The 25,804-nt window shown below is 69.7% G+C and carries 28 protein-coding genes and 1 tRNA gene; 18 read left to right on the forward strand and 11 right to left on the reverse strand.

Going from position 1 to position 25,804, the window contains the following annotated elements; translation table 11 throughout:
• Positions 1-175 precede the first annotated feature (175 nt).
• Together ACZ5KW_RS02140 and ahaH are read right to left on the reverse strand one after the other, a co-directional pair.
• Positions 176-2,389 (reverse strand): V-type ATP synthase subunit I, encoded by a 2,214-nt coding sequence (locus tag ACZ5KW_RS02140; protein WP_343779852.1) that lies wholly within the window; start codon positions 2,387-2,389, stop codon positions 176-178.
• 4 nt (positions 2,390-2,393) lie between these two features.
• Positions 2,394-2,750 (reverse strand): ATP synthase archaeal subunit H, encoded by a 357-nt coding sequence (gene ahaH / locus ACZ5KW_RS02145; RefSeq protein WP_343779403.1) that lies wholly within the window; start codon positions 2,748-2,750, stop codon positions 2,394-2,396.
• Between the two features lie 166 nt (positions 2,751-2,916).
• Here ahaH and minD point away from each other — a divergent pair, with 166 nt between their 5' ends.
• On the forward strand, positions 2,917-4,581 hold the full coding sequence (gene minD / locus ACZ5KW_RS02150; protein WP_343779405.1) for a cell division ATPase MinD: 1,665 nt from the start codon (positions 2,917-2,919) through the stop codon (positions 4,579-4,581).
• A gap of 5 nt (positions 4,582-4,586) precedes the next feature.
• Here the strand turns inward: minD and ACZ5KW_RS02155 are convergent, their stop codons facing one another.
• Entirely contained in the window at positions 4,587-5,558 is a 972-nt protein-coding gene (locus tag ACZ5KW_RS02155) for a transcriptional regulator (RefSeq protein ID WP_343779407.1), read from the reverse strand.
• A 198-nt stretch (positions 5,559-5,756) separates the two neighbouring features.
• Here ACZ5KW_RS02155 and ACZ5KW_RS02160 point away from each other — a divergent pair, with 198 nt between their 5' ends.
• Both ACZ5KW_RS02160 and ACZ5KW_RS02165 read left to right on the forward strand, forming a co-directional pair.
• Positions 5,757-7,157: a tRNA(Ile)(2)-agmatinylcytidine synthase gene (locus ACZ5KW_RS02160; protein ID WP_343779410.1), complete on the forward strand. Its 1,401-nt coding sequence runs from the start codon at positions 5,757-5,759 to the stop codon at positions 7,155-7,157.
• Positions 7,158-7,227: 70 nt separating this feature from the next.
• Complete coding sequence (locus ACZ5KW_RS02165) at positions 7,228-7,581, forward strand: VOC family protein (protein WP_343779413.1); 354 nt, start codon at positions 7,228-7,230, stop codon at positions 7,579-7,581.
• Between the two features lie 82 nt (positions 7,582-7,663).
• On the opposite strand, the gene ACZ5KW_RS02170 is transcribed toward ACZ5KW_RS02165, so the two are convergent.
• Both ACZ5KW_RS02170 and ACZ5KW_RS02175 read right to left on the reverse strand, forming a co-directional pair.
• Positions 7,664-7,894 (reverse strand): DUF7543 family protein, encoded by a 231-nt coding sequence (locus ACZ5KW_RS02170; protein WP_343779415.1) that lies wholly within the window; start codon positions 7,892-7,894, stop codon positions 7,664-7,666.
• Between the two features lie 76 nt (positions 7,895-7,970).
• Positions 7,971-8,147 (reverse strand): hypothetical protein, encoded by a 177-nt coding sequence (locus tag ACZ5KW_RS02175; RefSeq protein ID WP_343779418.1) that lies wholly within the window; start codon positions 8,145-8,147, stop codon positions 7,971-7,973.
• Positions 8,148-8,240: 93 nt separating this feature from the next.
• Here ACZ5KW_RS02175 and ACZ5KW_RS02180 point away from each other — a divergent pair, with 93 nt between their 5' ends.
• The 3 genes from ACZ5KW_RS02180 (at position 8,241) to ACZ5KW_RS02190 (ending at position 10,475) form a co-directional block, all read left to right on the forward strand.
• Positions 8,241-9,401: an aminopeptidase P family protein gene (locus ACZ5KW_RS02180; protein WP_343779420.1), complete on the forward strand. Its 1,161-nt coding sequence runs from the start codon at positions 8,241-8,243 to the stop codon at positions 9,399-9,401.
• Positions 9,402-9,644: 243 nt separating this feature from the next.
• A complete protein-coding gene (locus tag ACZ5KW_RS02185; RefSeq protein ID WP_343779422.1) occupies positions 9,645-9,935 on the forward strand; it encodes a DUF5789 family protein in 291 nt (96 codons plus the stop codon).
• A gap of 87 nt (positions 9,936-10,022) precedes the next feature.
• The gene (locus tag ACZ5KW_RS02190; protein WP_343779425.1) at positions 10,023-10,475 is read left to right on the forward strand and encodes a DUF302 domain-containing protein; all 453 of its coding nucleotides are present in this window, start codon (positions 10,023-10,025) and stop codon (positions 10,473-10,475) included.
• Positions 10,476-10,571: 96 nt separating this feature from the next.
• Here ACZ5KW_RS02190 and ACZ5KW_RS02195 read toward each other — a convergent pair whose 3' ends face one another.
• Together ACZ5KW_RS02195 and ACZ5KW_RS02200 are read right to left on the reverse strand one after the other, a co-directional pair.
• Positions 10,572-11,807, reverse strand: a complete 1,236-nt coding sequence (locus ACZ5KW_RS02195) for a cation:proton antiporter (protein ID WP_343779428.1) — start codon at positions 11,805-11,807, stop codon at positions 10,572-10,574.
• Between the two features lie 85 nt (positions 11,808-11,892).
• The gene (locus ACZ5KW_RS02200; protein ID WP_343779430.1) at positions 11,893-12,375 is read right to left on the reverse strand and encodes a cation:proton antiporter regulatory subunit; all 483 of its coding nucleotides are present in this window, start codon (positions 12,373-12,375) and stop codon (positions 11,893-11,895) included.
• A 294-nt stretch (positions 12,376-12,669) separates the two neighbouring features.
• Between ACZ5KW_RS02200 and ACZ5KW_RS02205 the strand changes: the two genes are divergently transcribed.
• The 4 genes from ACZ5KW_RS02205 (at position 12,670) to ACZ5KW_RS02220 (ending at position 15,712) form a co-directional block, all read left to right on the forward strand.
• Positions 12,670-13,020, forward strand: coding sequence for a DUF7562 family protein (locus ACZ5KW_RS02205; RefSeq protein ID WP_343779432.1), 351 nt, complete (start codon positions 12,670-12,672; stop codon positions 13,018-13,020).
• A gap of 37 nt (positions 13,021-13,057) precedes the next feature.
• The gene (locus ACZ5KW_RS02210) at positions 13,058-13,891 is read left to right on the forward strand and encodes a hypothetical protein (RefSeq protein ID WP_343779434.1); all 834 of its coding nucleotides are present in this window, start codon (positions 13,058-13,060) and stop codon (positions 13,889-13,891) included.
• 67 nt (positions 13,892-13,958) lie between these two features.
• On the forward strand, positions 13,959-15,260 hold the full coding sequence (locus ACZ5KW_RS02215; protein WP_343779436.1) for a ribonuclease R family protein: 1,302 nt from the start codon (positions 13,959-13,961) through the stop codon (positions 15,258-15,260).
• 38 nt (positions 15,261-15,298) lie between these two features.
• Positions 15,299-15,712 carry a hypothetical protein gene (locus ACZ5KW_RS02220; protein ID WP_343779439.1) on the forward strand — a complete coding sequence of 138 codons (414 nt, stop codon included), beginning with the start codon at positions 15,299-15,301 and terminating at the stop codon, positions 15,710-15,712.
• Positions 15,713-15,850: 138 nt separating this feature from the next.
• Here ACZ5KW_RS02220 and ACZ5KW_RS02225 read toward each other — a convergent pair whose 3' ends face one another.
• Together ACZ5KW_RS02225 and ACZ5KW_RS02230 are read right to left on the reverse strand one after the other, a co-directional pair.
• Entirely contained in the window at positions 15,851-15,979 is a 129-nt protein-coding gene (locus ACZ5KW_RS02225) for a hypothetical protein (RefSeq protein WP_343779441.1), read from the reverse strand.
• A 413-nt stretch (positions 15,980-16,392) separates the two neighbouring features.
• A tRNA-Ala gene (locus tag ACZ5KW_RS02230) sits at positions 16,393-16,464 on the reverse strand.
• Between the two features lie 259 nt (positions 16,465-16,723).
• On the opposite strand from ACZ5KW_RS02230, the gene ACZ5KW_RS02235 reads away from it, so the two are divergent.
• From ACZ5KW_RS02235 to ACZ5KW_RS02245, 3 genes are all read left to right on the forward strand, one after another.
• The gene (locus ACZ5KW_RS02235) at positions 16,724-17,482 is read left to right on the forward strand and encodes a DUF120 domain-containing protein (RefSeq protein WP_343779443.1); all 759 of its coding nucleotides are present in this window, start codon (positions 16,724-16,726) and stop codon (positions 17,480-17,482) included.
• Positions 17,482-18,207 carry a 3,4-dihydroxy-2-butanone-4-phosphate synthase gene (ribB, locus tag ACZ5KW_RS02240; RefSeq protein WP_343779445.1) on the forward strand — a complete coding sequence of 242 codons (726 nt, stop codon included), beginning with the start codon at positions 17,482-17,484 and terminating at the stop codon, positions 18,205-18,207. The genes ACZ5KW_RS02235 and ribB overlap by 1 nt, the downstream gene beginning before the upstream one ends.
• 354 nt (positions 18,208-18,561) lie before the next feature.
• Positions 18,562-19,491 carry a branched-chain amino acid transaminase gene (locus ACZ5KW_RS02245; RefSeq protein ID WP_343779447.1) on the forward strand — a complete coding sequence of 310 codons (930 nt, stop codon included), beginning with the start codon at positions 18,562-18,564 and terminating at the stop codon, positions 19,489-19,491.
• A 19-nt stretch (positions 19,492-19,510) separates the two neighbouring features.
• Here ACZ5KW_RS02245 and ACZ5KW_RS02250 read toward each other — a convergent pair whose 3' ends face one another.
• Positions 19,511-20,224 carry a DUF502 domain-containing protein gene (locus ACZ5KW_RS02250; protein WP_343779449.1) on the reverse strand — a complete coding sequence of 238 codons (714 nt, stop codon included), beginning with the start codon at positions 20,222-20,224 and terminating at the stop codon, positions 19,511-19,513.
• A 92-nt stretch (positions 20,225-20,316) separates the two neighbouring features.
• Positions 20,317-21,156, reverse strand: coding sequence for a proline dehydrogenase family protein (locus ACZ5KW_RS02255; RefSeq protein ID WP_343779451.1), 840 nt, complete (start codon positions 21,154-21,156; stop codon positions 20,317-20,319).
• A gap of 139 nt (positions 21,157-21,295) precedes the next feature.
• Here ACZ5KW_RS02255 and ACZ5KW_RS02260 point away from each other — a divergent pair, with 139 nt between their 5' ends.
• From ACZ5KW_RS02260 to ACZ5KW_RS02280, 5 genes are all read left to right on the forward strand, one after another.
• The gene (locus ACZ5KW_RS02260; RefSeq protein ID WP_343779453.1) at positions 21,296-21,838 is read left to right on the forward strand and encodes a CDP-2,3-bis-(O-geranylgeranyl)-sn-glycerol synthase; all 543 of its coding nucleotides are present in this window, start codon (positions 21,296-21,298) and stop codon (positions 21,836-21,838) included.
• Positions 21,839-22,042: 204 nt separating this feature from the next.
• Positions 22,043-22,225 (forward strand): HVO_0416 family zinc finger protein, encoded by a 183-nt coding sequence (locus ACZ5KW_RS02265; RefSeq protein ID WP_343779455.1) that lies wholly within the window; start codon positions 22,043-22,045, stop codon positions 22,223-22,225.
• Positions 22,226-22,312: 87 nt separating this feature from the next.
• Positions 22,313-22,471 (forward strand): DUF7563 family protein, encoded by a 159-nt coding sequence (locus ACZ5KW_RS02270; protein WP_343779457.1) that lies wholly within the window; start codon positions 22,313-22,315, stop codon positions 22,469-22,471.
• A gap of 106 nt (positions 22,472-22,577) precedes the next feature.
• Positions 22,578-24,422, forward strand: a complete 1,845-nt coding sequence (locus ACZ5KW_RS02275; RefSeq protein ID WP_343779459.1) for an ATP-dependent helicase — start codon at positions 22,578-22,580, stop codon at positions 24,420-24,422.
• Positions 24,419-25,798, forward strand: a complete 1,380-nt coding sequence (locus tag ACZ5KW_RS02280) for a M24 family metallopeptidase (protein ID WP_343779462.1) — start codon at positions 24,419-24,421, stop codon at positions 25,796-25,798. Before ACZ5KW_RS02275 ends, ACZ5KW_RS02280 begins: the two co-directional genes overlap by 4 nt.
• Positions 25,799-25,804 lie beyond the last annotated feature (6 nt).

Genomic DNA, 25,804 nt, shown 5'->3' on the forward strand with positions numbered 1-25,804 from the left:
TGCTCGTCTCCGAACGGTTGCTATTTGCCCCTAGAGGAGTCATAAAGCTTCCCAAAACGATCGAAGAGACCACGGGAAAACGGAGGTGAGCCCAGCGGCTAGCGCGGTCTCGAACTCGCTGCGAGACCGGGGTTGCCGAACGAAGGAAGGCGAGACCGAGCGGTCGGGCCGCCGGTCAGTCGTCGCGGGTGTACTTCCGGTCGCGACCGAACGGGAGGTACGACCGGCCGCCGCCCTCGTAGAAGTTCCCGAAGAACTCCACGTACTCGAGGCGGACCGCCTGGATGCCGGCGGACGTGACCCCGAGCAGCAGGACGACGAGGTGACCGACGAGCGCGACGACGATCCCGCCCACGAGGGCGACGACCCCGACGAGGCCGATGGAGGCCGGGTCGAACGCGGTCGTGATCCCCGCGAAGACGAGCTCGTAGTCGGCGGTCTCTTGCACCTTGGCGAGGTAGTCGGCGCTGAAGATGAAATGGAAGCTCCCGTCGCCGCCGTCGTCGATGTACGCGCCGAACGCGAGCAGGTTAACGGCGAGCGCCATCCCGCCCTTCGCGAGCAGGACGGCCATCAGCCGAGCGTACGAGATGACGTTGACGACGGGCGAGAGGAACTCGGCCAGCTCCGGCGGCTCGCCGATCCCGAGCAGGACGAGCCCGAGCGCCGCGGCGGCCGCGCCGGCCCAGCCGACCGCGACCGGGAACCCGCTGAACGAGACGGCGCCGAACGTCAGGATCGAGACGGCCTCGAACAGGAAGTCGGGCTTCGCGTTGGGGAACACCTGGCTGAAGATCCAGATCCACGCGCCGTTGAGGATCAGCAGCCACGAACCGGCCTCGTAGACGGCGTGTTTCGCGTCGTGCTGCTGGAGCGTGCTCACGAACGAGAGGACGTGGCCGACGTTCAGGTGAACGATGCCGAACACCACGCTCACGACGAGGAACGAGAGCCCCCAGTCGAGGTCGGCGGGCGAGAGGCCCTTCCCCTCGACCGGCCAGTGGATCCCGAGCAGCTGGTAGGCGTGGTAGCCGAACAGGTCGATACCGTAGTAGATGCCGAACAGTATCGTGAACCCGCCGGCCCACATCGCGACGGAGCCGAGCTCGCGGAACGCGCCGTCGAACTTCGTGTACATGAAGGCCCCGATGGCGGCGTATAAGACGCCGTACCCGACGTCGCCGATCATGAACCCGAACATCGCCGGGAAGGTGAGGAACACCAAGAGCGTCGGGTCGAACTCGGAGTACTTCGGGCGACCGAACGCCTGAACCAGCAGTTCGAAGGGACCGGCCGCGCCGCCGTTGTTCTGGACGACCGGCGGCTCGTCGGAACCGTGGGTCGCGTGGCCGCCGTCGGTGGCGACCGCGTCTTCCGTCTCGGCGGACGCCCCCGCGCTTCCGTCGTCGGCCGACGCCGCCCCGGCGCCGCCCGCGCCGTCGACCGGCTCGGCGTGGTGGTCGCCGTCGGGGGTGAACGAGGCGCGCTCGAGCTCCTCGACCTCGACGTGGTCGCCGACCGCGTCGACGACCGCCGCCTCGAAGTCGGGGAACGTCTCGGTCGGCACCCAGCCCTCCGCGACGAACGCGTTCTCCGTGGTCGCGAACGAGAGCGGGGCCTCCTTCTTTTCGGCCTCGATGGTGAGCTGCTCTTCGGCGCGCAGCAGGAAGCCGGCCGCCTCCTCTTTCACCGATTCGAGCTTGGACTCGACCGCCGCCAGCTCGTCGCGGAGGTCGGCCTGCTCGGCTTCCAGCTCCGCGACGTACTCGTCGGGGGTCGCGTCCGCGTCCGGCACGTCGAGCAGCGCGATGTCGACGCCGACGAGCGCGTCCTGAACGACGCCCTCCGCGTCGCCGTCGGTCGGTCTCGCGACGATGGCGAGGACGTCGCCGCCGACGAAGACGTCGAAGGCGCCGATCGTGTCGGCGTCTGCGAGTGCCGCCTCGACGTCGTCGGGCTTGGCCTCACCGACGACGACCTCGACGGAGTCGTAGCCGCGCAGGTACTCGAGATCGATGCCGAGCTCCGCGAACGGCTCCATCCGTTCGATCTCCTCCTGCCGGTCGCGGATCGCGGCCTGGAGCTCGTCGCGCTCGTCGTTGAGCTCGTTGACCCGCTCGCGGACGCGTTCGAGTTCGTCGACGAGTTCGTCGTCGTCCAGCGAGCGAGCGACGTCGGCGTCGTCCGCGTCGACGTCGAGGATGCTTTCGAGCGAGCGCACCGTCACGAGCCGCTCGTTGACGGTCTCGGCGCCGTCGAGGGAGGTCCCCGGCTCGAACCCCTCGTACCGCTCGTCGTAGTCGGTGACGTGCAGGGAGTGGTGGGCGTACGCCGCCTCGATGACGTCGTCGATGACGCGCTTCGAGCCCGTCACCGACACCCGGCTCATCTGCTCAGGCCTGAGCATCCACCGCCTCCTCGGCCTGATCGTGAACGGCCGCCTCGAACTGCTCGACGGCGTAGTCGACGGCCGATTCCACCCGGTCGCGGGCCTCGCGTTCGAGCTCGTCGCGGTCGGAACGTCCCGATTCGAGGATCTCCTCGCGCCGCTCCTCGATCTCCGCGCGGGCCGTTTCGAGCCGGTCTTGGGCCTCGGACTCCGCCTCCTCCTCGGCCTCGGCGCGGATCTCGTCCGCGCGCTCTCGAGCTTCGGCGAGGCGCTCTTCGGCGTCCGATTCCGCGTCCGCGATGATCTCGTCCGCCTCCCGTTCGGCCTCCTTGATCGAGTTGAGCACCTCTGGTCTCGCCATGCTACTAATCGCCTGAAACTCTACAAGCGACGTATAAGGTGTTTGCGAAAGTACGCGGGGGTTCGCCCGCTCGCGACCGGGACCCGATCCGGTCGCGGGCCGACCGTGACGGTCGACAGCGGGTATCGCCGCCTACATTTAAGTAGCAGTCGTCGGACTTCACCGTATGGCAACGGTGTATGCGGTCGCGTCGGCGAAAGGTGGCGTCGGAAAGACCACCACGACCGCGGCGCTGGCGACGATTCTGGCGGACTCGGGCGCCGACGTCGTCGCGATCGACGCCGACCTCGGCATGGCGAACCTCGCGGACGCCGTGGGGGTGACGCCCGGCGAGATCACCCTCCACGACGTCTTGGCCGGCGAGGCCGACCCGGAGGCGGCGGTCCGCGAGGGCCCGTCCGGGCTTCGAGTGGTGCCGGGCGCGACCGATCTCGACGCGTACGCGGCCGCGGACCCCTCGGGGCTCCGCCGAGTCGTCGAGGCGTTCGACGACGCCGACTACGTGTTCGTCGACGCGGGCGCGGGGCTGTCGCACGACTCCACGCTGCCGCTCGCGATCGCCGACGAGGCCCTGCTCGTCTCGACGCCGGAGCGGAGCGCGCTCGGCGACACGGAGAAGACGCGCCAACTGACCGAGCGCCTCGGCGGGACGGTCGCCGGCGCCGCGATCACCCGCGTGACGGACGACACCGACGAGGTCGTCACTGCCCTGCTGGACGCACCCGTCCTCGGTCGGATCCCGGACGACGAGGCGGTGGCTCGGGCCGCGGCGGCGAACCGACCCTTGGTGGCCGTCGCGCCCGACGCGCCGGCGACCCGGGCGTACCGTGACCTGGCCCGTGCGCTCACCGGCGTCGACGTCGCCGGGGCGGGACTCGACGGACCGGCGGCCGACGCGACCGGCGACGACGACCTCGAAGACGACGCTGACGCGGCCGATGCCGGTGACGACGACGCGGTGATCGTCGACGACGAGCCGGACGGCGGTGACGACGAGCCGGCGGAAAGCGAGGCGGAGAGCCCGGACGAACCCGAAGCGAGCGACGACGAAGGCGACGAGGAGATCATCGTCGCGGACCCCGACGCGAGCGGCGTGGCCGAGCCGGGCGACGGCGACGACATCATCGTCGCGAGCGAGAGCGAACCACCGGACGGCGACGCGGGCGAAAAGGTAGACGACGACGCGGAGGGAGACGTGGGCGACGATACGAAGGAAGGCGGTGACGACGGTGCGGACGGAGACGTGAACGGCGATACGGACGCAGAAACACGCGACGCCCGCGGCGACCCGGGAGAGCCCGTCGAGAACGACGAGCCGACTCGCGAGGCCGTCGGCGATGCGGCGAGCGACGACGAAGCAGGCGGAACCGACGCCGGTGACGAGTCCATGGCCGGCGGGAGGGCGGCCGCCGAGCTCGAGGCCACCGGCCCCGAGGCCGAGACGGAGGGGGAGCCGGACTCGATCCCCGACGCGGACGAGACGGCGCGCGACGCGACCGCCCAAGGCGGCGAGCGGCGGGACGCCGCGGACGGGCCGGCCGCCGATTCGGGGGCGTCCGGAGACGACGTCGACGCCGAGCTGGCCGGGAGCATCCCGTTCCGCGACGACGACACCGGGACGATGAACACCGTGCTGTCCGAGGGCGACGACGACGGCGGAGCGGCGTCGGATGCGGACGGCGCCGAGGGGTCGTCCGCGGACGCCGGCGACACGGACCGGACCGGGACCGAAGGCGACGAAGCCGCCGGCTCACAGAGCGAGACGAGTGATAGCAAAGACGAGGAAGACGAGAAGGACGGCGGGTTCTTCAGCCGACTGCTCGGCCGATAGCCGAGTCAGGCCTCGGACGGAACGCGGGCGCGGTCGCGGATCAGCTCCCGAATCTCCTCAGGATCGGTAACGTCCGCGAGCTCCGCACAGGAGACGAGAGCGGTGCCGTCGACCGACTCGCGCTTCTCGTCCTCCTCGGTGAAGTAGACCGAACGGGTGCGGGCCACCTCACCGATAGAAGACATGATCCGGGCGCGCTTCTCGGCCGCGGGGGTGAACGCCGAGTGGCCGGTGAGCACGCGCGTCACGGCGCTGTCCTCGTCTTCGGAGACCGCCTTGAACGGTGCGCGGGCCGTGGGGTGGACGGTGAAGCCCGCGCTCGTGAGCACGTGGACGACGTGCTCGTCGTCCGGGTCGGCCGCGGGCGCCGACGGCGTCGGCTCGGAGTCGCGGACGTCGTCCGCGCCCTCGAGCACGTCGACCGGGCTGGAGAACGGCTGGTCGAACAGCTCTTCCAGTTGAATCGCCACTTCGATGGAGGCGTTCATCCCGTCCTCGTACTTCGAGACGGTGCGCCTGGAGACGCCGAGTTCGGTCGCGAGCCGGCCGAGCGACCAGCCGCGCTCCTCGCGCTCGTCGGCGAGGAGGTCGCCGTCGAGGCTGACGTACAGGCCGCCGGGGGCCGCGTAGATGAGCGGCGGCATCCCCTCGACGAACAGGTCGTAGGCGGTGTCGGGGTTGATGACCGGCACGCCGTGTCGGAAGTAGACGACGCCGGGCTTCAGTTCCTCGTCGCGGGTCCGGATGCCGATCACCATCGGCGTTCCGTGGAGGTACTCGCCGAGCCGGCGCATCTCCGCGCCGGTCTCCGCGTCGAGCGCGTCGACGTTACCGAGGATCTTGAGGAGCAGGAGGTCCTCGTCGCGGCGGGCCGCCACGTCGAAGCTCTTGGGCCGGACCGCACACCGGTCGCTGACGAGGAAGCCGGCGTCCTCGAGCATCGCGGTGACGTTCCCGATGATCGCAGTCCGGGACATAGCCGGAGTAAGCGGCTCGCCGTATATATGCGTTGTGTCAGTCCTCTCCGGAAGAAACCGCCGCCCGCGTGCGATTTCCCGCCGTTACGGCGGGAAACCGTTAAATACTCGACCGCCACCGGGTCCCGCACGGCCGGCGCAGAGGGGGGCTCGCCCGGCCTCGAAAGGGGCTTGACCCGGCGTCACGAACGCCCTCGCATGCCGATCGTCGCGGTCGACGACACCGACTCCCGCGAGCGCGGGATGTGCACGACGTACGTGGCGACCCGGATCGCGGAGCGGCTCGCCGACGCCGGCGGTCGGGTCCGGCGTCGCCTCCTCGTTCGCCTGAACCCGGCCGTGAAACACAAGACGCGGGGGAACGCGGCGCTCGCGCTCCACGTCACCGGGATCGACGCGGAGCGGGCCATGAACGTCGCCGTCGAGGCGGTGACGGAGTTCGCCGCCGCGTCGGACCCCCGCACCTCGTCGGGCGTCGTCGTCGCCGACCGCGACGTGGCGGGCGACCCCTTCGATCCGACCGGCTCGCCGATCCCCGACGCGGTCGCCGCGTTCGCCCGGCGCGCGCTCCGAGAGCGCCTCTCCGTCGAGACGGCCGTCGAACTCGCGGACGAACACGGCTTCCGGCACGCCGCGGTCGGGTCGGCGGGCGGCGCGGACGACGACTCGGTCGCGGGCAGAGGACGCATCGGGGCGCTCGCGGCGGTGGGCGCGCCGGCGGCGTTCGACGACTGGACCGTCGAACACATCTCCTATCGCGAACTCGACCGGTGTGGGACCCCCCGAAACGTCGACGTCGAGAGCGTCTTCGCCGCCGCGGAGGCGGGGTACCCGACGGTCTGGGACACGGTCGACCGCGAGACGGGCACTCCCGTCTGTGTCCCGAACGCTCCGGGGCCGATCCTCCACGGGATCCGGGGCGACGACGCCGCGGCGTGCCGGGAGGTCGCGGCCGCCATCGACGGGGAGGTCGTCGACCGCACGGCGACGTTCCTGACGAACCAGGGCACCGACGCCCACCTCGCGCCCGGCCGGATCGGCGACCTCCGCGACGCCGCCGGCTACCGCGTCTCCGGGGTCGTCGCGGGCGCGCCGGAGACGAAACGGGGGGGTCACGTCCGCGTCGATGTCGCCCGCGATACAGACCGGGACGACGGGGACGGCCGCGCGGGGACCTCCAGCGCCGACGGCGGGACGCTCTGTGCCGTCGCGTTCGCCCCCACCGGTCGGTTCCGCGACCGCGTCCGGGCGCTCCGCCCCGGCGACCGGGTGACCCTGTGCGGCGAACACGAGGTGCGACCGGCGGCCGACGAGCCGGATAACACGCTGAAACTAGAGAAGCTGGCAGTACGCGACCTCGTCAGGACCGAGCCCGCCGTCCCGACCTGTCCCGAGTGCGGACGCTCGATGTCGTCTGCGGGGCGGGGACAGGGGTACCGGTGTCGCGACTGCGGGACGAGCGCGCCGGGGAAGGTCGACGCGCCGATCGACCGGGAACTGGAGGAGGGGTGGTACGAGGTCCCGCCGAGCGCGCGGCGACACGTGTCGAAGCCCCTCGTCCGCGGCGGGTTCGACGCGCCGACTCGACCGGAGCGGTGAGGACGGGAGGCCCGGAGCGGCCAGTGAGACGCCCGAAGCGATGAAGTGTCCTGCGCGCGAGCGGAGCGACGTGACCGGAATCGTCTTCCACGCGACTGAGCGGCGTGACGCGGTCGTCGACTTCTACCGCGACCGACTGAACGCGACGGTGCGACTCGAACAGCCCGACTGTACGATCCTCGAGTTCGACGGGTTCCTGTTCGGGTTCTGCGAGCGCGCCGACGCCGACGACTGCGGCATCCTCACGTTCGTCTACCCGGATCGAGACGGCGTCGACGCAGTCCGGGACCGCCTCGGTGACGCGGTCGTAACGGAGCCGGAGCAGAACGAGACGTACGACATCTACCAGTGTTTCGCCGAGGACCCGGAGGGGCGGACCGTCGAGTGCCAGGCGTTCCTCGACCCGGCGGTCGACATCGACTGAGCGGGCGCCGTCCCGAGATTACTCGGCCGGTCGCGAGTGCCGTCCCGAGATCACTCGGCCGGTCGCGAGTGCCGTCCCGAGATCACTCGCCGATGTCGCGGGCCTCGCGCCACGCCGCGGCCCGGTCCTCGGCCTCCTCGCGGTCGTCGAACCGCTCCCGCTCGTAGGCCGACTCGTCTTCCGCCTGCTCCATCACGTCGAGTCGGACGACGAAGCCGCCGGCCCCGCGCTCGCGGAGCCTGACGCTCGCGTACCCGTCCGACCGCTCCCACTCGGTGATCGTCCCGTCGTCGCGCCCTAGCGACCAGCTCATACCCGTACGGACGCGTCCCGCGGCTAAAGCGGTGCGGTTCCGGGACGGGAGCCATGGACCTGCGCCGCGCGACGGGTCAGTCCCCCGCGCTCGGCGGCCCTTCGAGGCTCGGCGACCCCCCCGCGCTCGGGGTGCCGGCGTACCCGCACACCGGACAGACGACGTAGCCGAGCGAGTCGTACGGAACGGACGTCGAGGGCGCGGTCACGTCGCACTCGGGGCAGTCGAACGTCGCGGCGTTCTCGGTCGACATGATATCGCGTAACACTCGATCACCCGTAGTTATGCGTCGCTTGTCGCCCGGTCAACGCGACCCTACTTATATACCGAGACCGAACCCCGTCGCGTGACCGACGACGCACACGCGGGCGGGACGGACGCGGGAGAGCCGGCCCGACCGCACGAGCGGCGACGCGAGCGGGTCGCAGAGCGGCTGGACGAAGTCGGCGCGACGGGGCTGGTCGCGTTCCCGAGCCGTACCCTCGAATACCTCACCGGGTTCGCCGAGGAGCCCGGCGAACGACACTTCTTCCTCGTGGTCCCGGCGGCGAGCGCGACCGACCCGGAGCCGGCGCTGCTCGTGCCCGCGCTGTACGAGACGCAGGTCCGCGAGGCGACGAGCGTCGCGACGGTCCGGACGTGGGCCGACGGCGACGATCCGGTGGCGGCGACGCGAACGCTGCTCGCCGACCGGGGGCTCGGTTCGGGGCGGCTCCTCGTCGACGACACCATGTGGGCGACGTTCACGCAGGACCTCCGCGCGGCGGCGCCGGGCGCCGAGTGGGGGCTCGCGAGCGAGGCCGTCGCCGACCTCCGGGTCCGGAAGGACGAGGCCGAACTGGCGGCGCTCCGCGAGGCGGCCGCGGTGGCGGACGCGGTCGTCGGCGACCTCCGCGATCTTGGCGCGGACGCGGTGGGAATGACCGAGGCCGCCCTCGCCGACTGGATCGCGGAGCGGCTGGCCGACCGCGGGGGACGCGGCGTCAGCTTCGAGACGGTCGTCGCGGCCGGCGAGAACGGCGCGAAGCCGCACCACGGCCACGGGGACCGCGAGATACGCGCGGGCGAGCCCGTCGTCTTGGACTTCGGGACGCGCGTCGACGGCTACCCCTCGGACCAGACGCGGACGCTCGCCTTCGGCGGGGAGCCGCTCGAGGAGTACGCGGCGGTCCACGAGGCGGTTCGCGAGGCGCAGGCGGCCGGCGTGGACGCGGTCGAGCCGGGGGTCCCCGCGTCCGCGGTCGACCGCGCCGCTCGAGAGGTGATCGAAGACGCGGGATACGGGGACGCGTTCGTCCACCGCACCGGCCACGGCGTGGGCTTGGACGTCCACGAGGAACCGTACCTCGTCGGCGGCAACGACCGCCCGTTAGCGCCCGGGATGGTGTGTTCCGTCGAGCCGGGGATCTACCTCGACGGCCGGTTCGGCTGCCGGATCGAGGACCTCGTCGTCGTCACCGAGGACGGCTGTGAACGCCTGAACCGGACCGATCGCGGCTGGCGGTGACCGGTGAAGGCAGAAAGCGGCGGCTCGTCGCTCGACTGCGAAGCGAGAGAACGGAGACCGACGTGTCGACGGTCGACACGCGAACCCGGGAGTCGTGTGCCGTGCCCCCAACCGGAAGTACTCGCCGGATATAATAACAGTATTACCGAATTATTCCGGGTGTATTCTCACAGTCGGACCGCCGGGGCGGCGACCGCGACCCGCATCGAAACCATTAGTGTCACCCGAGCGGAACCGCGACGCATGAGCGACAACGATGCGGACGAGGCGGAGGCGGAGCCGGCCGTCGAACTCGGGACGGGCCCGGACGTGCCCGGCGAGCCGGTCGCCCGCGTCGCGTCGCGGCTCACGTGGCCCGCGACGCGCAGCGACATCTTGGCGCAGGAAGGGGACGCGGAGCTCCGAACGCCCGACGGCGCGCGGGCCCTCGACGACGTGCTCACGGACTCGGAGGTACCGCTGTTCGAGAGCCGGGGCGAGTTCATCGGAGCGGTCGAGGACCTCGTCGGGAGCGGACCGGTCGCGACCGAGTAGGTCGGACCGGCTTCCCGTGCCGGGAGCGCTCCCGGGCGCGCTCTCGCCCGCCGTGGGTCTTTTACTCGGCGGCCGCGGAGTCGACCCATGGTGATCCCGTTCGATCCGAACGAACTCGATCCCGAGGAGTACGGCGAGACCAAGACGACGCTGTCGACCGACCACGAGTCGGCCGTCGAGCGCGTCCGCGAGGTGTGTCTCGACGAGGGGTTCGGTATCCCCGTGGAGTTTTCTCCGTCGGAGATGTTGAACGAGAAGGTCGACGCCGACCGCGACCCGTACTACGTCCTCGGCGCCTGTAACCCGGCCGTGGCGGACCGCGCGCTCGACGCGACCGAGAAACGCATCGGGGGACTGTTCCCGTGTAACATGATCGTCTGGGAGGAGTCGCCCGGCGAGCAGGTCGTCTACCACGTCTCGATCATGAAGATCGCACGGCTGCTCGGGCTCCCGGTCGACGACGAGGAGATGGACGCGATCATCGAGGACACCGGCGAGATGGTCGACGCCGTGTTCGCGGAACTCGACGCCGACGCGTAGGTCGCGACCCGCAGAGACGCCGGTCGCCGGTGCATGATTTTAGCTTGGGCGATGGCGCGCGGCCCGGAATTCGGATCCGATCGCCGCGTCGCCGGCCTATCTCGTCGCTCCGGCGTCGCTACCGTCAGTCGAGTCCAGCCACGAGGTCGCGATCGACTCGAAGGGGGCGGAGTGGCCCATCAGCGTCGTACCCAACACCGCCATCACGAGGACGTAGCCGACCGCGAAGGCGTTGATCGTCCCGGCGAGGGCGGGATCGAAGGTTCCCGATTCTGCGCCGGTGACCGCGACCGTGGCGATGATCAGCGAGAACTCGCCGCGGGTGGTCATCCCGAGGCCGACCCGCGTCGAGCGCCGGGCGTCGAGGTCGAACGCGCGCCCGGCGAGGTAGCCGGTGACGACCTTCGTCGGCGTGGTCACGACCACCGCGAGCGCGACGAGGAGGGCGACGTCAGCGAACAGGGCGGGGTTGGTGACGAGGCCGATCCAGAAGAAAAACACCGCGGCGAAGACGTCCCGGACCGGTTCCAAGAGCGTCTCGATCGTGTGGAGCTGTTCGGTCGCCGAGAACGCCATCCCGATGAAGAAGGCCGCGACCGCCTCGCTGACGCCGAGCGCGAGCGCCGCCCCGGCGACGAACACGACCGCCGCCACCGCCCGCAGCGCGACGAACTCGCGGTTGTCCGTCGCCACGATGCGGTCGAAGACCGGCGTCCCGAACTGGACGACCGCGAGCAGGGCGGTGATGAACGCGAGGGCGATCCCAACGTCGACCGCGGCCGCGGCGACGTCGCCGCCGCCGAGGACGAGCGCCGACGCGACGGAGAGGTACACCGCGATGAACAGGTCCTCGTACACTAACGTTCCCAGCAGGGGTTCGGCCTCGTCGTTGGCGATCCAGCCGAGGTCGATGAGCGACTTCGTGATCACCGCCGACGAGGAGATGTAGACGATGCCCGCGGTGAGAAACGCCGGGACGAACGCGCCGAAGACGAGCCAGCCGAGGACGAGCCCGACCCCGAAGTTCGCGAGGTCGATCGTTCCCGCGGTCCCGATCTGCCGCCGGCGGGCGAGCAGGCGGGCGAGGTTGAACTCCAGCCCGAGGAAAAAGAGGAGGAAGACGATCCCCAGCTCCGCCCCGAGCGCGATGAACTCGGTCTCGGGGACGTAGACGGTCCCGAGGGCGGGCAGGGAGAACCGCCCGAGGACGTGCTCTCCGAGCAGCATGCCGACGAGGATGTACGCGGGGATCACGGACTGGCCGAAGCGGTGCGCGACCGCGCCGGCGACCGCGACCGCGGCGAACATGACGCCGACGTCGAGCAGCGCCACTACCGATCGCCTCCGAGGCCGTCGACGACGAGCGTGGCGGGGTCGACGCCGGAGGTGGACCGGACGAGATCGAGGGACCGCCCGGTCATCCGGTGAGGATCTCCTCGAACGTCGCGCAGTCGTCGGGCGTGCCGACCACGATCAGGGTGTCGCCCTCGCCCAGCGTCGTCTCGGCGCCCGGGCTGTCGATCACCTCGTCGCCGCGCTGGATCGCGACCACCGCGACCCCGGTCCGGTTCCCGATGTCCGCGCTCTCCAGCGTCTCGCCGACGAGCGGCGATCCCGGGGGGAGCTCGTACCACTCCAGGAGGATGCCGCCCGGCAGCGTCGTCTCTTGCGTCTCCGGCTCGACCGGTTGGAAGTGCGCCCCCTCGATGATCGACCCGATGGTCCGCGCGAGGTCGTCGGAGAACTCGAACGCCTTCTCGGAGTCGGCGTTCGGGTCGGTCCGGCGGAACACCTCGCGTTTGCCCGTGTTGTGGATGACGACGATCATCTCCTCGCCGCCGCCTAGCTCGATCTCGAACTTCTTTCCGACTCCGGGGAGGTCGGACTCGGTAATCGTCATACCCTGCCCTGCGGGGCCACCCGTAATATGTCTGTACGTCGCACGCCGAGCGCCGGGCGGGAACTAGGGCGCAGGCGGGGGGAAGCAGGGTGGAGGTGGAGCAGAGGCGGGACAGAGGCCGGGGCGGAGGCGGGACAGAGGCCGGGGCGGAGGCGGGACAGAGGCCGGGGCGGCGACTCTCTGGGCGGGGCGAGGTCTCGTCTAACGGTCGGCTGCCGGGTACCAAACGCTAAGTGAGCCGAGTCCGATGGTCGCGATATGTGGGGATCCCGGGGAGGTGGAGGCCGGCAAACGGTGGTTTGTATCGCGTGTGGCGAGTCGGTGCCGCGGGAGAACGCGCGCGAGTACGACAAGGAGGGCGATCGCTGGAGCCGGCGCGACAAGGAGTTCGAGTACCTCTGTGCCGGCTGCGACGACGACATCTGTCATCAGCCCCGCGACGGGCTCGAATCGCTGGTCCGATCGATCGAGGCCGAGGGGCTCACCAACGAGGAGTTCCTCGACCGCTACGCCGAGGCGGTGACGAGCGACGACGGCGGACGCGACGCGACCGACGGACGGGAGCGGTCGGATCGCGACCCCTCGGACCGGGGACGCTCGGACGAGGGGCGCTCCGACCGCGATCGCACGGACCGCGACCGATAAGCCTACCCGTCACGTCTCGGTACGACGGCCCGTACGCATGGACGCCCTCCACGTCGCGGACGCCCTTCACGTAGTAGCCACAGCCCCGATCGAACGTATCGACCCGGTCCTGACCGCGGTCGGTGCCGGCGCGCTGATCGTCGGCCTCGTGTTCCTCGCGCGCGGCGCGGCCGGCGCCCGCGAGGCGGTTCGCGCGCTCCGAACGACGGCCACCGATCCGGCCGGGCTCGACGGCGCCGAGTCCCGAGTGCGAGTGACCGGGCGGGCCGCCGCGGTCGACGGCGAGACGCTCCCCGCACCGTTCAGCGACGACTCCAGCCTCTGTGTCGAGTACGACGTGTCCGAGTTCCGCAGCCAAGGGGAGGGACAGTCGTGGGTGGAGATCGACGGCGGCGAGGCGGGCGTCCCCTTCCGCGTCGACGACGGGGGAACTGGCGTCCGGGTCGATCCGGCGGCGGCGACGTTCTCCCTCGACGTCGACGAGAAGATCAAGGTCGACGCCGACGAGGAGCCGCCTGAGCGCGTGCGTGGGTTCGTCGACGCGGTCGACGCCGTCGACGCAACGGAGACGGGGTACGAGATCGGTCCGCTCACGATCGGCGACGACCCCCGGCGTCGGTACCGCCAGCGAACGCTCCGACCCGGCGACGAGGTGACGGTCGTCGGCGACAGCGAGGCGTTCCCTGACGCGCCCGTCGGCGAGGTGAAATCACGGTTCGCGGACGGGTCGCCGTTCATCGTCTCCGACGCGAGCGCGCGCCGGACCGCGCTGCGACTGGTCGGCGGGTCCGCGATCCCGGTGGTCATCGGCGCCGTCGCGCTCGTGGTCGCGTGGGTGGGCCTCTCGCCCGCGGTCGCGGCGGTCGTCTGAGCGGGCCGCGAGGGCGCTCTCCTCCCCGCCCGACAGGCCTTTCTAACGGACCCGCGTTGGTGGAGGTATGTCAGACGACGAGCCGAAGCCCGGGTCCGCGGAGGACCAGGGCCCCGTGACGATCACGCCGGAGCTCGCGGACCGACTCGCCGAGAAGCGCGAGGAGCTGTTCGAGGAGTTCGAGATCCGCGACGAGTTCCCGAACGAGGTGCTTCGAGAGGCGGAGGCGCGGACCGATGGCGTCTACGAGGAGATCGAAGCGGAGATCGACGAGCGAGAGGACCTCCGCGACCTGACGACGTGGACGACCGACCCGGTCGACGCGCAGGACTTCGACGACGCCATCTCGATCGAACGCGAGGAGGGCGCCTACCGGCTGTGGGTCCACATCGCCGACGTGACCCACTACGTCACCCCGGACACCGCGATGTGGGAGGAGGCGGTCGAGCGCGCCAACACCGTCTACCTGCCCGACTACACGATTCACATGCTGCCGCCGGTGCTGGCGGAGACCGTCTGCTCGCTCGTCCCCAACGAGGACCGGCTCGCGCACACCGTCGAGATGGAGATCGACGACGAGACGCTCTCCTTCGAGGACATCGACATCTACAAGTCCGTCATCAACTCCGACGAGCGGCTCACCTACAAGGAGTGTGAAAACCGGCTCGAAGACCCCTCGCTCCCGCTCGGCGACGAGAACGCCCTCGCCTTCGAGCTCGCCGACCGGATGCACGAACAGCGCAAGGCGGACGGCTCGCTCGTCTTGAACCCCCGGCGGGACCGCGCGCACACCATTATCGAGGAGTCGATGCTGAAGGCGAACAAGGCGGTGACGCACACCCTGATGTGGGACCGCGGCGTCGAGGCGATGTACCGCGTCCACCCGCAGCCGACCCCGGACCAGTGGAACGAGGCCCTAAAGGAGATCCAAGAGCTCGACGGCGTCTCGATCCCCGGTGAGGCGTGGGGCGACGACCCCCGGAAGGCGGTCAACGCCGCCTTAGAGGAGTCGCCGGAGCGCCAGCTCAACAAGATCCAGCGGGCCGTGCTGAAGGTGATGCCGCGGGCGAAGTACATGAACGACCCGTTCGGGGGTCACCACGCGCTCAACTTCGACATCTACGGCCACTTCACCTCGCCCATCCGCCGGCTCTCGGACACGATCAACCACTGGATCGTCCACGAGAACGACGTGCCGGAGACCCTCGTGGAGCTGTGCGACCACGCTAGCGACAAGCAGAAAGACGGCGAGACGGCCGAGCGGCTCTACAAGCAGTTCCTCCAAGAGCAGGGGCTCGACCCGTACGCCGTCAACAACCGCGGCGTGGAGGTCGTCGAGGACCCCGAGGAAGCGAAACACGGCGCGTGAGGCGGGAGATATAGGCCGATGCGGCCACAACGGTTGGTATGGACGCCCACGAACACGGCGGCGACGCGGACCGAGGCGAACCGGACGCGTTCGAACCCACCGGCGACCCCGAGCGCGACGCGGAGCGCGCGGCGACGGTCGGCGGCTTCACCGGCGCGGTCCTCGGCGCTCGCGGCGGGCCCGTCGGCGCGGGAATCGGCGCCCTCCTCGGCGGGTCGACCGGCTACGCGGTCGGGTACGCCCTGAGCGAACTGGAGTCGAACGCCGACGAACTCGCCGACGAACTCGACGATGAGGCCGGCGGTTTCGAGTCCGAGACGACCGAGACGGACGACGGGCCGATAACGATCGAAGTCGAGTCCGAGGACGACGAGCACCCCGAGAGTGACGACGGAGGCGAGGCCGACGCCGACGAGCACGGCGGAGACACGGACGACGACGGCGGCGCGTAGTCGACCGCCGCGAGACGGTGACGGCGACCGCCGCGAGGCGGAGAGCGTGTCGCCGTGGGAGGCTATCGCGTGGCATACCGCCACCGGCAACGGACGAGATAAGTATGGTTGCGCTCGCGGCCGCGCGCGCCGGATCGGCTACAATGAGGACGTGTACAGCAGCATTCCGACGGCGGCGATCGAGACGAGGAGTATCCACACGATCATGATAACCCCCATCTGGCGGTGCGTGAGGTTCTGACCCTCAAGGAACTGAGAGATGCCCATATTCGGCCAAACTGACTCACGGTACATAAGCGGCGTGGGTCTGGCGAGAACCTCGAAATCCGTGTTCCCGACTGTTCGGAACGGCTACGCAGCGAGGAGGCAAGGGGTCGAGCGGACCGGCGCGATTGGTGGGGTTCGACTCTCGCTCGGTACAGGTTCGCGCCGCTCGCGACGTTGCTCGCGGCGCAGAAACATGGACTCGCGGGGGTCCCGCGAGCGAACGGAGTGAGCAAGTGGGACCACGCGAGGGAACGACTAACCGAACGAAGTGAACGCAGGAGTGGACTCGCGGGGATTTGAACCAGAACCAGACGTGCTCGCTCGCTGCGCTCGCTGTGCGCGACTGGCAGGGTTCAAATCCCAGCTCGTTACGAGTTTGCGCCGCTCGCGACGTTGCTCGCGGCGCAGAAACATGGACTCGCGGGGATTTGAACCCCGGGCCTCTTCCTTGCGAAGGAAGCGATCTGCCGCTGATCTACGAGCCCTCAAAACGAAACAGTTGCCGTTCGTATTTGTACCTTACCTTTCGCCGACCCGCACGGGTGTGGCTCACACCCGTGAACCGAACCGGTTCGGGCGAATCCGCGGACAGCCGCGAAGCCGGCCGGCACCGACGGGATTAGGTACCCGGAGCGGCGATTTTAACACGGACCAGTCGACGAACCCGGTCGCCGATGCCGTAACGTTTCTGAGACGCGTTCCATATTCGTTACCCTTTTGCGTGCGGACGACCGACTACGGAGTATGTCAGATGCGACGGCGACGGACGCAGACACCGACGTGGACCCGGCCGCGCTCGCGGCCCTGAAACACGTCGGAATCGTCGGCGACCTCTCCGAGACGAAGGTGTCGTGCGCGGCGCTCGGCGACCGGCTCGGCGCCTCCACGCAGACCGCTTCCCGACGCCTCCAGACGCTCGAAGCCGCCGGTTACGTCGAGCGCGACGTGGTCAGCGACGGCCAGTGGGTCTCGGTGACGGACGCGGGCGAGGCCGCGCTCCGCGCCGAGTACGCCGACTACCGCCGGCTGTTCGAGTCGGACGTCGAACTCGCCCTCCGCGGCGCGGTCACGGGCGGCATGGGCGAGGGCCGCCACTACATCACCCTGCCCGGATACGCCGAGCAGTTCCGCGAGCGACTCGGCTACGAGCCGTTCCCCGGGACGCTCAACGTGGACCTCACCGAGGAGAGCGTCCGCCGGCGCGGCGAGATGGCGGGCATCGAGGCCGTTCCCATCGACGCGTGGGAGAGCGAAGACCGCACCTACGGCGCGGCGTCCTGCTACGGGGTCACCCTCGTCGCGGGCGACGAGCGCTACGAGACGGTCCACGCCATCGTCCCCGACCGCACCCACCACGACGACGACCAACTGGAGCTCATCGCGCCGGACCGGCTGCGCGACGCGCTCGACCTCGACGACGGCGACGACGTGGAGGTCCGGGTGGAGCCGACGAGCCGCGCGGACGACCCCGAGTCGACAGCGGTCGAGACGGAGGTCGCCTGATGCGCGCCGACATCGACGCCGACGCGGAACCGGGCGCTGGCGCCGCCGAGTCCGCCGACGCCGACGATCCCGTTCAGCGCGCGCTCGACGCCTTCCGGGCCGGCGACCCCGTCTGCGTCCACGACTTCGCGGACCGCGAGGGCGAGACGGACATCGTCTACCCCGCAGGGTCGGTCGACGAGGCCGCCGTCGCGCACATGCGGAACGACGCGGGCGGGCTGATCTGCGTGGCTGTGGACGACGCGGTCGGCGACGCCTTCGACCTGCCGTTCCTCGCGGACGCGCTCGATCACCCCGCGGTCGACGACGACCCCGACTACGACGACCGCTCCTCGTTCTCGCTGCCGGTGAACCACCGCGAGACGTTCACCGGGATCACCGACGCGGACCGCGCGAAGACCATCGTCGAGGTGGCGAAGGCGGCCGGGCGAGTCCGCGAGGACCCGACCGGCTACGGCCCCGGAGACTTCGCCGCGGAGTTCCGCGCGCCCGGCCACGTCCACGTGCTCCGCGGCGACCGCGACGGCCTCGCCGGGCGGACCGGCCACACCGAACTCGGTCTCGCGATGGCCGAGGCCGTGGGCGCCGCGCCCGCCGCCGTGGTCTGTGAGATGCTCGACGACGAGACCGGCGACGCGCTCTCGCCCGCGGACGCCGCGGCCTACGCGGCCCGGCGCGACATCCCCTACGTCGAGGGCGCGGCCCTCGTCGAGGCGCTGAAATAAGCGAGCGGAACACCGGCCGTCGGCGCGCGCCTGCGAGCGGTCGCCCCCGGCGACCGCGAGGAGCGCGTGCGAGGGAGTCGCGACCGAAGGGAGCGACAGGGCGAGAGCGAAGCTCTCGGTTGAAACCGGACGTAGTCCGGTGACGAGGCTGGGGAGGCGCGAGGTGTCGTACAGTCGCCGTCGGGGAGGGCTCAAGGGGACAGCCGCCCGCGGGTGGGGCTTTAGCAGTGTTTCCTCGTCGCCAGTAGCAACCGTTTATAACCGATCGGCCGAGCCGTTGCCGGCGACGCGTCCGTAGCCAACCGCGTTCTCCGCATGTCACAGATTTAAGCCCGACCGCCGCAACCTCGAATTATGAGCTTTGACGAGATGGACGTCGACACGATCTGGAAGAACGGGGAGTTCCTCGACTGGGAGGACGCGACGACCCACGTTCTCACCCACGCGCTCCACTACGGGAGCGGCGTGTTCGAGGGCGTTCGCTGTTACGACACCGAGAAGGGACCGGCGGTCTTCCGGTGGGAGGAACACCTCGACCGGCTGTTCGACTCCGCGAAGATGTACGACATGGACATCGAACACTCCCGCGAGGAGATCACCGAGGCGACCCTCGAACTGCTCGACCGGCAGGATCTGGAGTCCTGTTACATCCGACCGATCGCCTACTACGGGTACGACACGCTGGGCGTCTCGCCGAAGGACTGCCCGACCGACCTCGTCCTCGCCGCGTGGCCGTGGGGCGCGTACCTCGGCGAGGAGGCGCTCGAAGACGGCGTCGACGTGATGGTCTCCTCGTGGCGGAAACACGCCTCCTCGCAGGTTCCGACGAACGTGAAGACGACCGGGCTCTACGTCAACTCCATGCTCGCCGGCGAGGAGGCGCGCCGGAACGGCTACGTCGAGGCCATCGTCCTCAACAAGGAGGGCAACGTCGCGGAGGGCCCCGGCGAGAACATCTTCATGGTGAACGACGGCGAGATATACACGACCGGGCCGGCGCAGTCGATCCTCGAAGGGATCACCCGCGACACCGTCATCACGCTGGCTGAGGAGCGCGGCTACGAGGTCCACGACGAAGCCGTCATCTCGCGCGGCCAGCTGTACACCGCGGACGAGCTGTTCTTCACCGGGTCCGCCGCCGAAGTCACCCCGATCCGCTCGGTCGACGACACCGAGATCGGCGCCGGGACTCGCGGCCCGGTGACCGAGGAGCTCCAGAGCGCCTTCTTCGACCTCGTGGAACGTCGCACCGACGACCACGACGAGTGGTTCACGTACCTGTAAGCCGCGTCTCGCGGATTCGTTACTCGGTCGAACCGCTCCCCTCGGCTGCCGTTCCCTCTCCGTCGCCGGGCGTGCCGTCGGTCCGGACGTGTCCGTAGCTGCCGGGGGAACCGGTGCCGTCGCCGCCGGGAGGCTCTTCCTCGTGGACGGGAACCTGGTGAGCCGACTCGGCGAACCCGGCGGAGAGGACGCGCGTCATTCCTTCCTCGACGGTCTCGCCGGTCTCCTCGACGCGTTCCGGCTCGACCTCGATGACGAAGCCAGTGGTGATGTTCGGTGCGGTCGGCATGAACAGGACAATCTTCCCGTCGCGGGTCTTCTTCCCGGTCCGGAACGCGGTCATGCGAATGCCGGGCCATGTCTCGATGTACACCGGACTCTGGAGTTCGTCGGTGCCGGAGATGGCCGTCTCGATGGCGAGTTTCGAGGCGTTGTACACCACCCGGAGCGCCGGGATCCGGTTGATCGTGTCGTCCACCGCCGCCTCCGCCAAGCGGCCGAGCGTGGTCCGCATGAAGTACCCGACCGCCAGCACGACGGTGGCGAACACCGCGATCGCGATTATCACCCGAGAGACCGGCTCTAACGGCGCCGGGATGATGTTAGGTTGGAGGTCGTCGATCAGCGGGATCGACTCGATGTACTGGTAAAACCAGCGGAGGACTAAGAGTAAAACGAGGAGCGGCGCCAACACGATGAGCCCGCTGGCGAAGTCGCGTTTCCACGTGGACATCTATCGCGTTGGTATGTGTCGGCAATCCTTAAGAGGGCTTCTACGTGACGGGGGGATCGGGAACCCGAAACCGCACCGAGCGGCAGGAGCGGTTACCGTCCCAGCACCGCCCGAGCCGCGAACGTCAGGTTCTCCTTGCGCTCGCGGACGCGCCGGTAGAAGTACGAGATCCACTTGCCGCCGTAGGGGGCGTACTGGGTCACGTCGACCCCCTGTGCGGCGAGGTCGCGCTGAGCGTCCTCGCGGACGCCCATCAGCATCTGGACCTCGTAGTCGGCGCCGTGGTCGCGAGCGAGCCGATCCGCCAGCGAGATCATCTCGGGGTCGTGGCTGCCGACCGCGATGCCGCGGTCTCGCCCCTCGAAGAGGGTCGTCAGGTCGTCGCGGTACGCCTCGTCGACGCGCGCCTTGTCGGTGTACGCGATCGACGAGGGCTCGTCGTACGCCCCCTTCACGAGCCGGATCTTGCCGGGGACGTCGACGAGGCGGTCGAGGTCGTCGGCGGTCCGCTTGAGGTTCGACTGGATACACTGTCCGACGCTCCACGGGTAGTCGGCCGCGATGGACTCGAAGGCGTCGAGGGTGGCGTCGGTCGTGTCGGCGTCCTCCATGTCACACCAGACGAACGCGCCGAGTTCGTGGGCGCGGGCGACGATCTCGCGGTAGTGTTCCTCGAACAGGTCGGTCGAGACGTCCATCCCGATCTGAGAGGGTTTCACCGAGACGCAGGCGTCGAGGCCGCTGTCGGCGATGTCGTCGAGCAGCGCGAGGTAGGCGTCGGTGTCGGCGCGGGCGTCCGCCGGGTCGTCGTAGTGTTCGCCCAGCAGGTTCAGGATGACCGCGATGCCGTCCTCGTTCGCGGCGCGAGCGTGGTCGAGAGCGACGGGGACGCTCTCGCCCGCGACGAACTGCCGGGCGATGGGGGGAATCATGTCGTAATCACGGAACGGCGCGAACTTTACTGTTACCGACCCGGCGGCGGTGACCGCAACGCACCGCTCGCGGAACAGACGACGACCGCCCGGCGACGGATCCGGGGTTTATAACATCCCGCGCACCGCCCGTGGGGACATGATCGGTGCGCTTGTCGCGACGGCGTTCTGGGCGATGCTGCCCGCGTACGTCCCCAACAACGCCGCGGTGTTGGCCGGCGGGGGGCGTCCCATCGACGGTGGGCGCGAGTGGCGCGGCGCCCGACTGCTCGGCGACGGAAAGACGTGGCGCGGCACGGCGGTGGGCACCCTCGCGGGCGTTCTCCTCGCGCTCGCGCTCAACGCGCTCGTCGAGCCCGCGAGCGCCGCGCTCGGGGTCGATTTCCCGACGTTCGCGCTCCCCGCGGCGGTCGCGCTCGCGTTCGGGGCGATGTGCGGCGACATCGGCGCCTCGTTCCTCAAGCGCCGGTCGGGCCGCGAGCGCGGCGCCGCGTTCCCGGGGCTCGACCAGCTCGACTTCGTCGTCGTCGCGCTCGGGTTCGTCTTCCTCGTCGACACCGACTGGGCCGTCTCCGTCTTCACTCCCGGGGTCCTCGCGGTCGTCCTCGTGATGACGCCGATACTCCACGTCGTCACGAACGTCGGGGCTTACGCGCTCGGACTGAAGAACGAGCCGTGGTGACCGCGCGCTGACCGAGGCCGTGAGAGCGCAGGCTAGACGGGGCCGCGGTGATCGGTTCTGAACCACCGGCGGCGACGAGGGAGAGTCGGTTTGAACTTCCGTTCACACACATACACTATCGAAAGTTGATCGTCTGTTCGCCGAATTCTCGACGACGAGAACGGCGGAAAGATATATATGACGATGTGCCATACCATAGCACGCATGTCCAGTAGTGCACCCAGCTCGGACGACGACGTGTTCGATGAGTTCCTGTCCGACCGCGGCCACGAGACGGAGATCGTACGCTGGGAGCGATCGTATAACAAGCTCCAGTGTCCCGACTGTGGTGCGCTTCACGAGGAGGGAACGGCGCGGTGTGACGTCTGCGACTGGCGGCCGAGCTGACGCTCGCGACACCGCAGCCCGCCGCGGCGTTTTCTTTCCGTCATACTCCCCGGTAGTATTATGTGTAATTACTCGATAGTGGAGAACATGCCGACGTGTCAGAACTGCGGTTCGTTCGTTACGACCGACTACGTTCGGGTGTTCACTCCGAACGAGGTCGATCGGCCCCGGGTCTGTCCGGCCTGCGAGGACCTGGTCCGCGACGGTGGAGACGTTCGCGAAGCGCGCGCGACGCGGAGCAACTGACGAGGCGACCGGCGGCGGAGCGGGGGGTCGACGCCGTCGAACGGGAGCCGGTCTCGACGGATGTCGAGCCACGGCGTTTAAGGAGAGTCGGAATCTGGGAGTAACAATGACTGATACCACGGTGACGCGGCTGTTCGGGGGGCCGGGGAGCGGGAAGACGACCGCGCTCTTGGACCGCGTCGAGGAGATTCTCGAAACCGAGGACGCCGAAGTCCGCGACGTGCTCGTCGTCTCGTACACGCGCGCCGCGGCCGCCGAGATCCGCGAGCGGCTCGCCGAGCGGCTCGACATCTCCCCGCGCAGCCTCCAAGGCAACGTGAGTACGATGCACGCGAAGGCGTACGAGCTGCTCGACCTGTCGCGAGGCGACGTGGTCGGTGAGGACGACAAGGAGGCGTTCTGTGAGGACTACGGCATCGAGTTCGAGGACCAGCACGGCGGCGCGGGCCGCCGGACCGCCCGCTCGACGACCATCGGCAACAAGATCATCGCCACCTCGCAGTGGCTCCAGCGCACCGAGCGCGACGTGGCCGACTGGTACGACGTTCCCTTCCAGTGGAACGTCGAGGAGGTCCGACTCCCGCCCGAGGAGGACCCGAACGCCCAGCAGGGGAACAAGTACACCCCGACGTGGCCCTCCGACGACGACCGGATCGACATCCCGGAGACGATCCGCGCGTGGCGCGCGTACAAGGGCGACAACGACCTCGTCGGCTTCGCGGACATGCTCGAACGGGTCGCGCAGCGCTCGCTCGTCCCCAGCGTCGACTACCTGATCATCGACGAGTTCCAGGACATCACCACGCTCCAGTACAACGTCTTCGAGGAGTGGCGCCCGCACATGAACCGGGTGCTGATCGCCGGCGACGACGACCAGGTCGTCTACGCGTGGCAGGGCGCCGACCCCGACCTCCTCTTGGACACCGACGTCGACGAGGACGTGGTCCTGCCGAACTCCTACCGGCTCCCCTCGGAGATCCTCAACGTCGTTAACGCGGAGATCCGGCACATCGACAAGCGGCAGGAAAAAGACCTCCACCCGCGCAAGGAGGGCGGCACCGTCGAAGCGATCGAGTCGCCCTCGATGCTGGAACTGGTGCGGAACGTTCGCTACACCGTCGAAGACGACGAGGGCGACGTGATGTGTCTGTTCCGGGCGCGCTACCAGATGTTCGACTTCATCGACGAGTTCATCGACCACGGCATTCCGTTCTCGATGCTCACCGACGGCCGGATGTGGACCGACCGGGTCCAAGACTACGTGAGCGCCATCGAGAAGGCCGAGGCCGACGAACCGGTCACCGGCCTGGAGGCGCGCCGCCTCGCCGACATGCTACAGGAGTCGGCGTTCGGCACCCACGACCGCGAGGAGTTCTACGACTTCCTCGACGACCGCGAGGAGGCGGCGGACGCCGACGACGTCTCCCTGATCGAGATCGCGGCCGACACCCTCGACGAGTACATCCCCTTCATGCCGGACACCGCGAGCGCCGACGACATGGTCCGGAAGGTGACGAGCTTCCAGCGCAAGTCGATGGGCGCGTACTTCGAGGGCGACTACCGGGGGATGGAGCCGAACCGCGTCCGCGTCGGTACCATCCACTCCGCGAAGGGCCGCGAGGCCGACCACGTGTTCGTGGCGACGGACCTCACCGAGAAGGTGGTCGAGCAGATGGCCGCCTCCATCGACGACCCGACCGATGTCGACGGCGTCGAGGAGTTCACCAAGTCGACGAGCCCCGTCCCGGTGCTCACCGACAACGAGCGCCGCGTCTTCTACGTCGGGATGTCCCGCGCCCGCGAGCGCCTCGTGATAATGGAGAGCCTCATCAGCGGCGCCCCGACGCTGCCGATCAGCGTGTTGCTGTTCAACGAACTCCGCGAGGAGCCGGCACAGGACCTCGTCGAGGAGGTCCAGGCGGAGCTGGCGGTACCCGAACCCGAGCCGTGAGCGGCGACGCCGGGGACACGGACGAGACCGCGGACACGGACAGAACCGAGAGCGACCGCCCGCTCCGGACCGATCTGCGTCCGATCGTCGAGGCCGTCCGGGCGACCGACGCGGACGCGTTCGTCGCGGTCGGGGACCGCTCCGACGACGGCCTACGCTACCTGACCCGCTTCGGCGGGCCTGACCGCCCGTACGCGCTGGTCGTGGTGCCGAACGGCGACGCGGCGGCGGAGAGGGCCGGCCGGGCCGTCCTCTGTGCGCCCGCGCTGTTCCGTGAGCAGGCGGAGCGGGAGTTCGTTGCGGCCGCGAGCGACCCGCTCGCCGATCAGACTGGCAACGACCCCAATTCCGACACTGACACCGACTTCCACGACGGGGTCGTCCGCGAGGTCCGAAGCGAGGCCGTCGGCGATCACGCCGGCGAGCGCGCCGCCGCAGTCGTCGACGAACTCACCGGTCGGCGGACGGACGACGAGACCGACGCCGGCGGTCCGACCGTCCTCACCCCGGCGTCGATACCGCACGACGCCGCGGTGTACCTGGAGCGTGCGGGTATCGAGTTGACGTCGACGGACGCGGTCGCGACCGCCAGAGCGCGCAAGACTCCGGCCGAACTCGACCGAATGCGCCGCGTCCAGCGCGCTGCGGTCGCCGGGATGGCTCGGGCCGAGACGGTGCTCGCCGAGAGCGAGGTCGCCGAGGGCGACGTCGTCGACGGTTCGGGAGACGCGCGGCGACCGCCGCTCCGGTGGGAGGGCGACTCCCTGACGACGGAGCGGCTCCGCCGCGAGGTGAACCGAGCCCTCGCCGCTCGGGGCGTCCGCGACGCGGGCAACACGGTGATCGGCGCCGGGCCGTCCGCGGCCGACCTCCACTACGTCGGCGACGACCCGATCCGCCCCGGAGAGGCGGTGCTGCTCGACGTGTCGCCGCGCGGCCCGGACGGCTACTACGGGGACGTGACCCGGACGTTCGTCGTCGACGGCGACGGCGGATGGGAGCGCCGGGCGTACATCGCGGTAGAGGCCGCCCGGGAGGCCGCGCTCGAAGAGGTCGAACCGGGGGTCCCCGCGAAGACCGTCCACGGCGAGGCGGCCGCCGAGTTGGCCGCCTACGGCTTCGACCCCAACGCCGGCGAGGGCGAGACCGGCTTCACCCACGGCACCGGCCACGGGGTCGGCGTGAGCCTCCACGAGTCGCCGTCGCTGTCGGGCGCGGGCGAACTGCGACCGGGCCACGTCGTGACGGTCGAACCCGGCGTCTACGACCCGGCGGTCGGCGGGGTCAGGCTCGAGGACACGGTCGTCGTCACGGAGGAAGGGTACGAGATACTCGCCGAGTACCCGTTCGGGATCGTTCCGCAGGCGCGCGAGTGAGCGGCC

The organism is Halorubrum ejinorense, assembly GCF_055389685.1.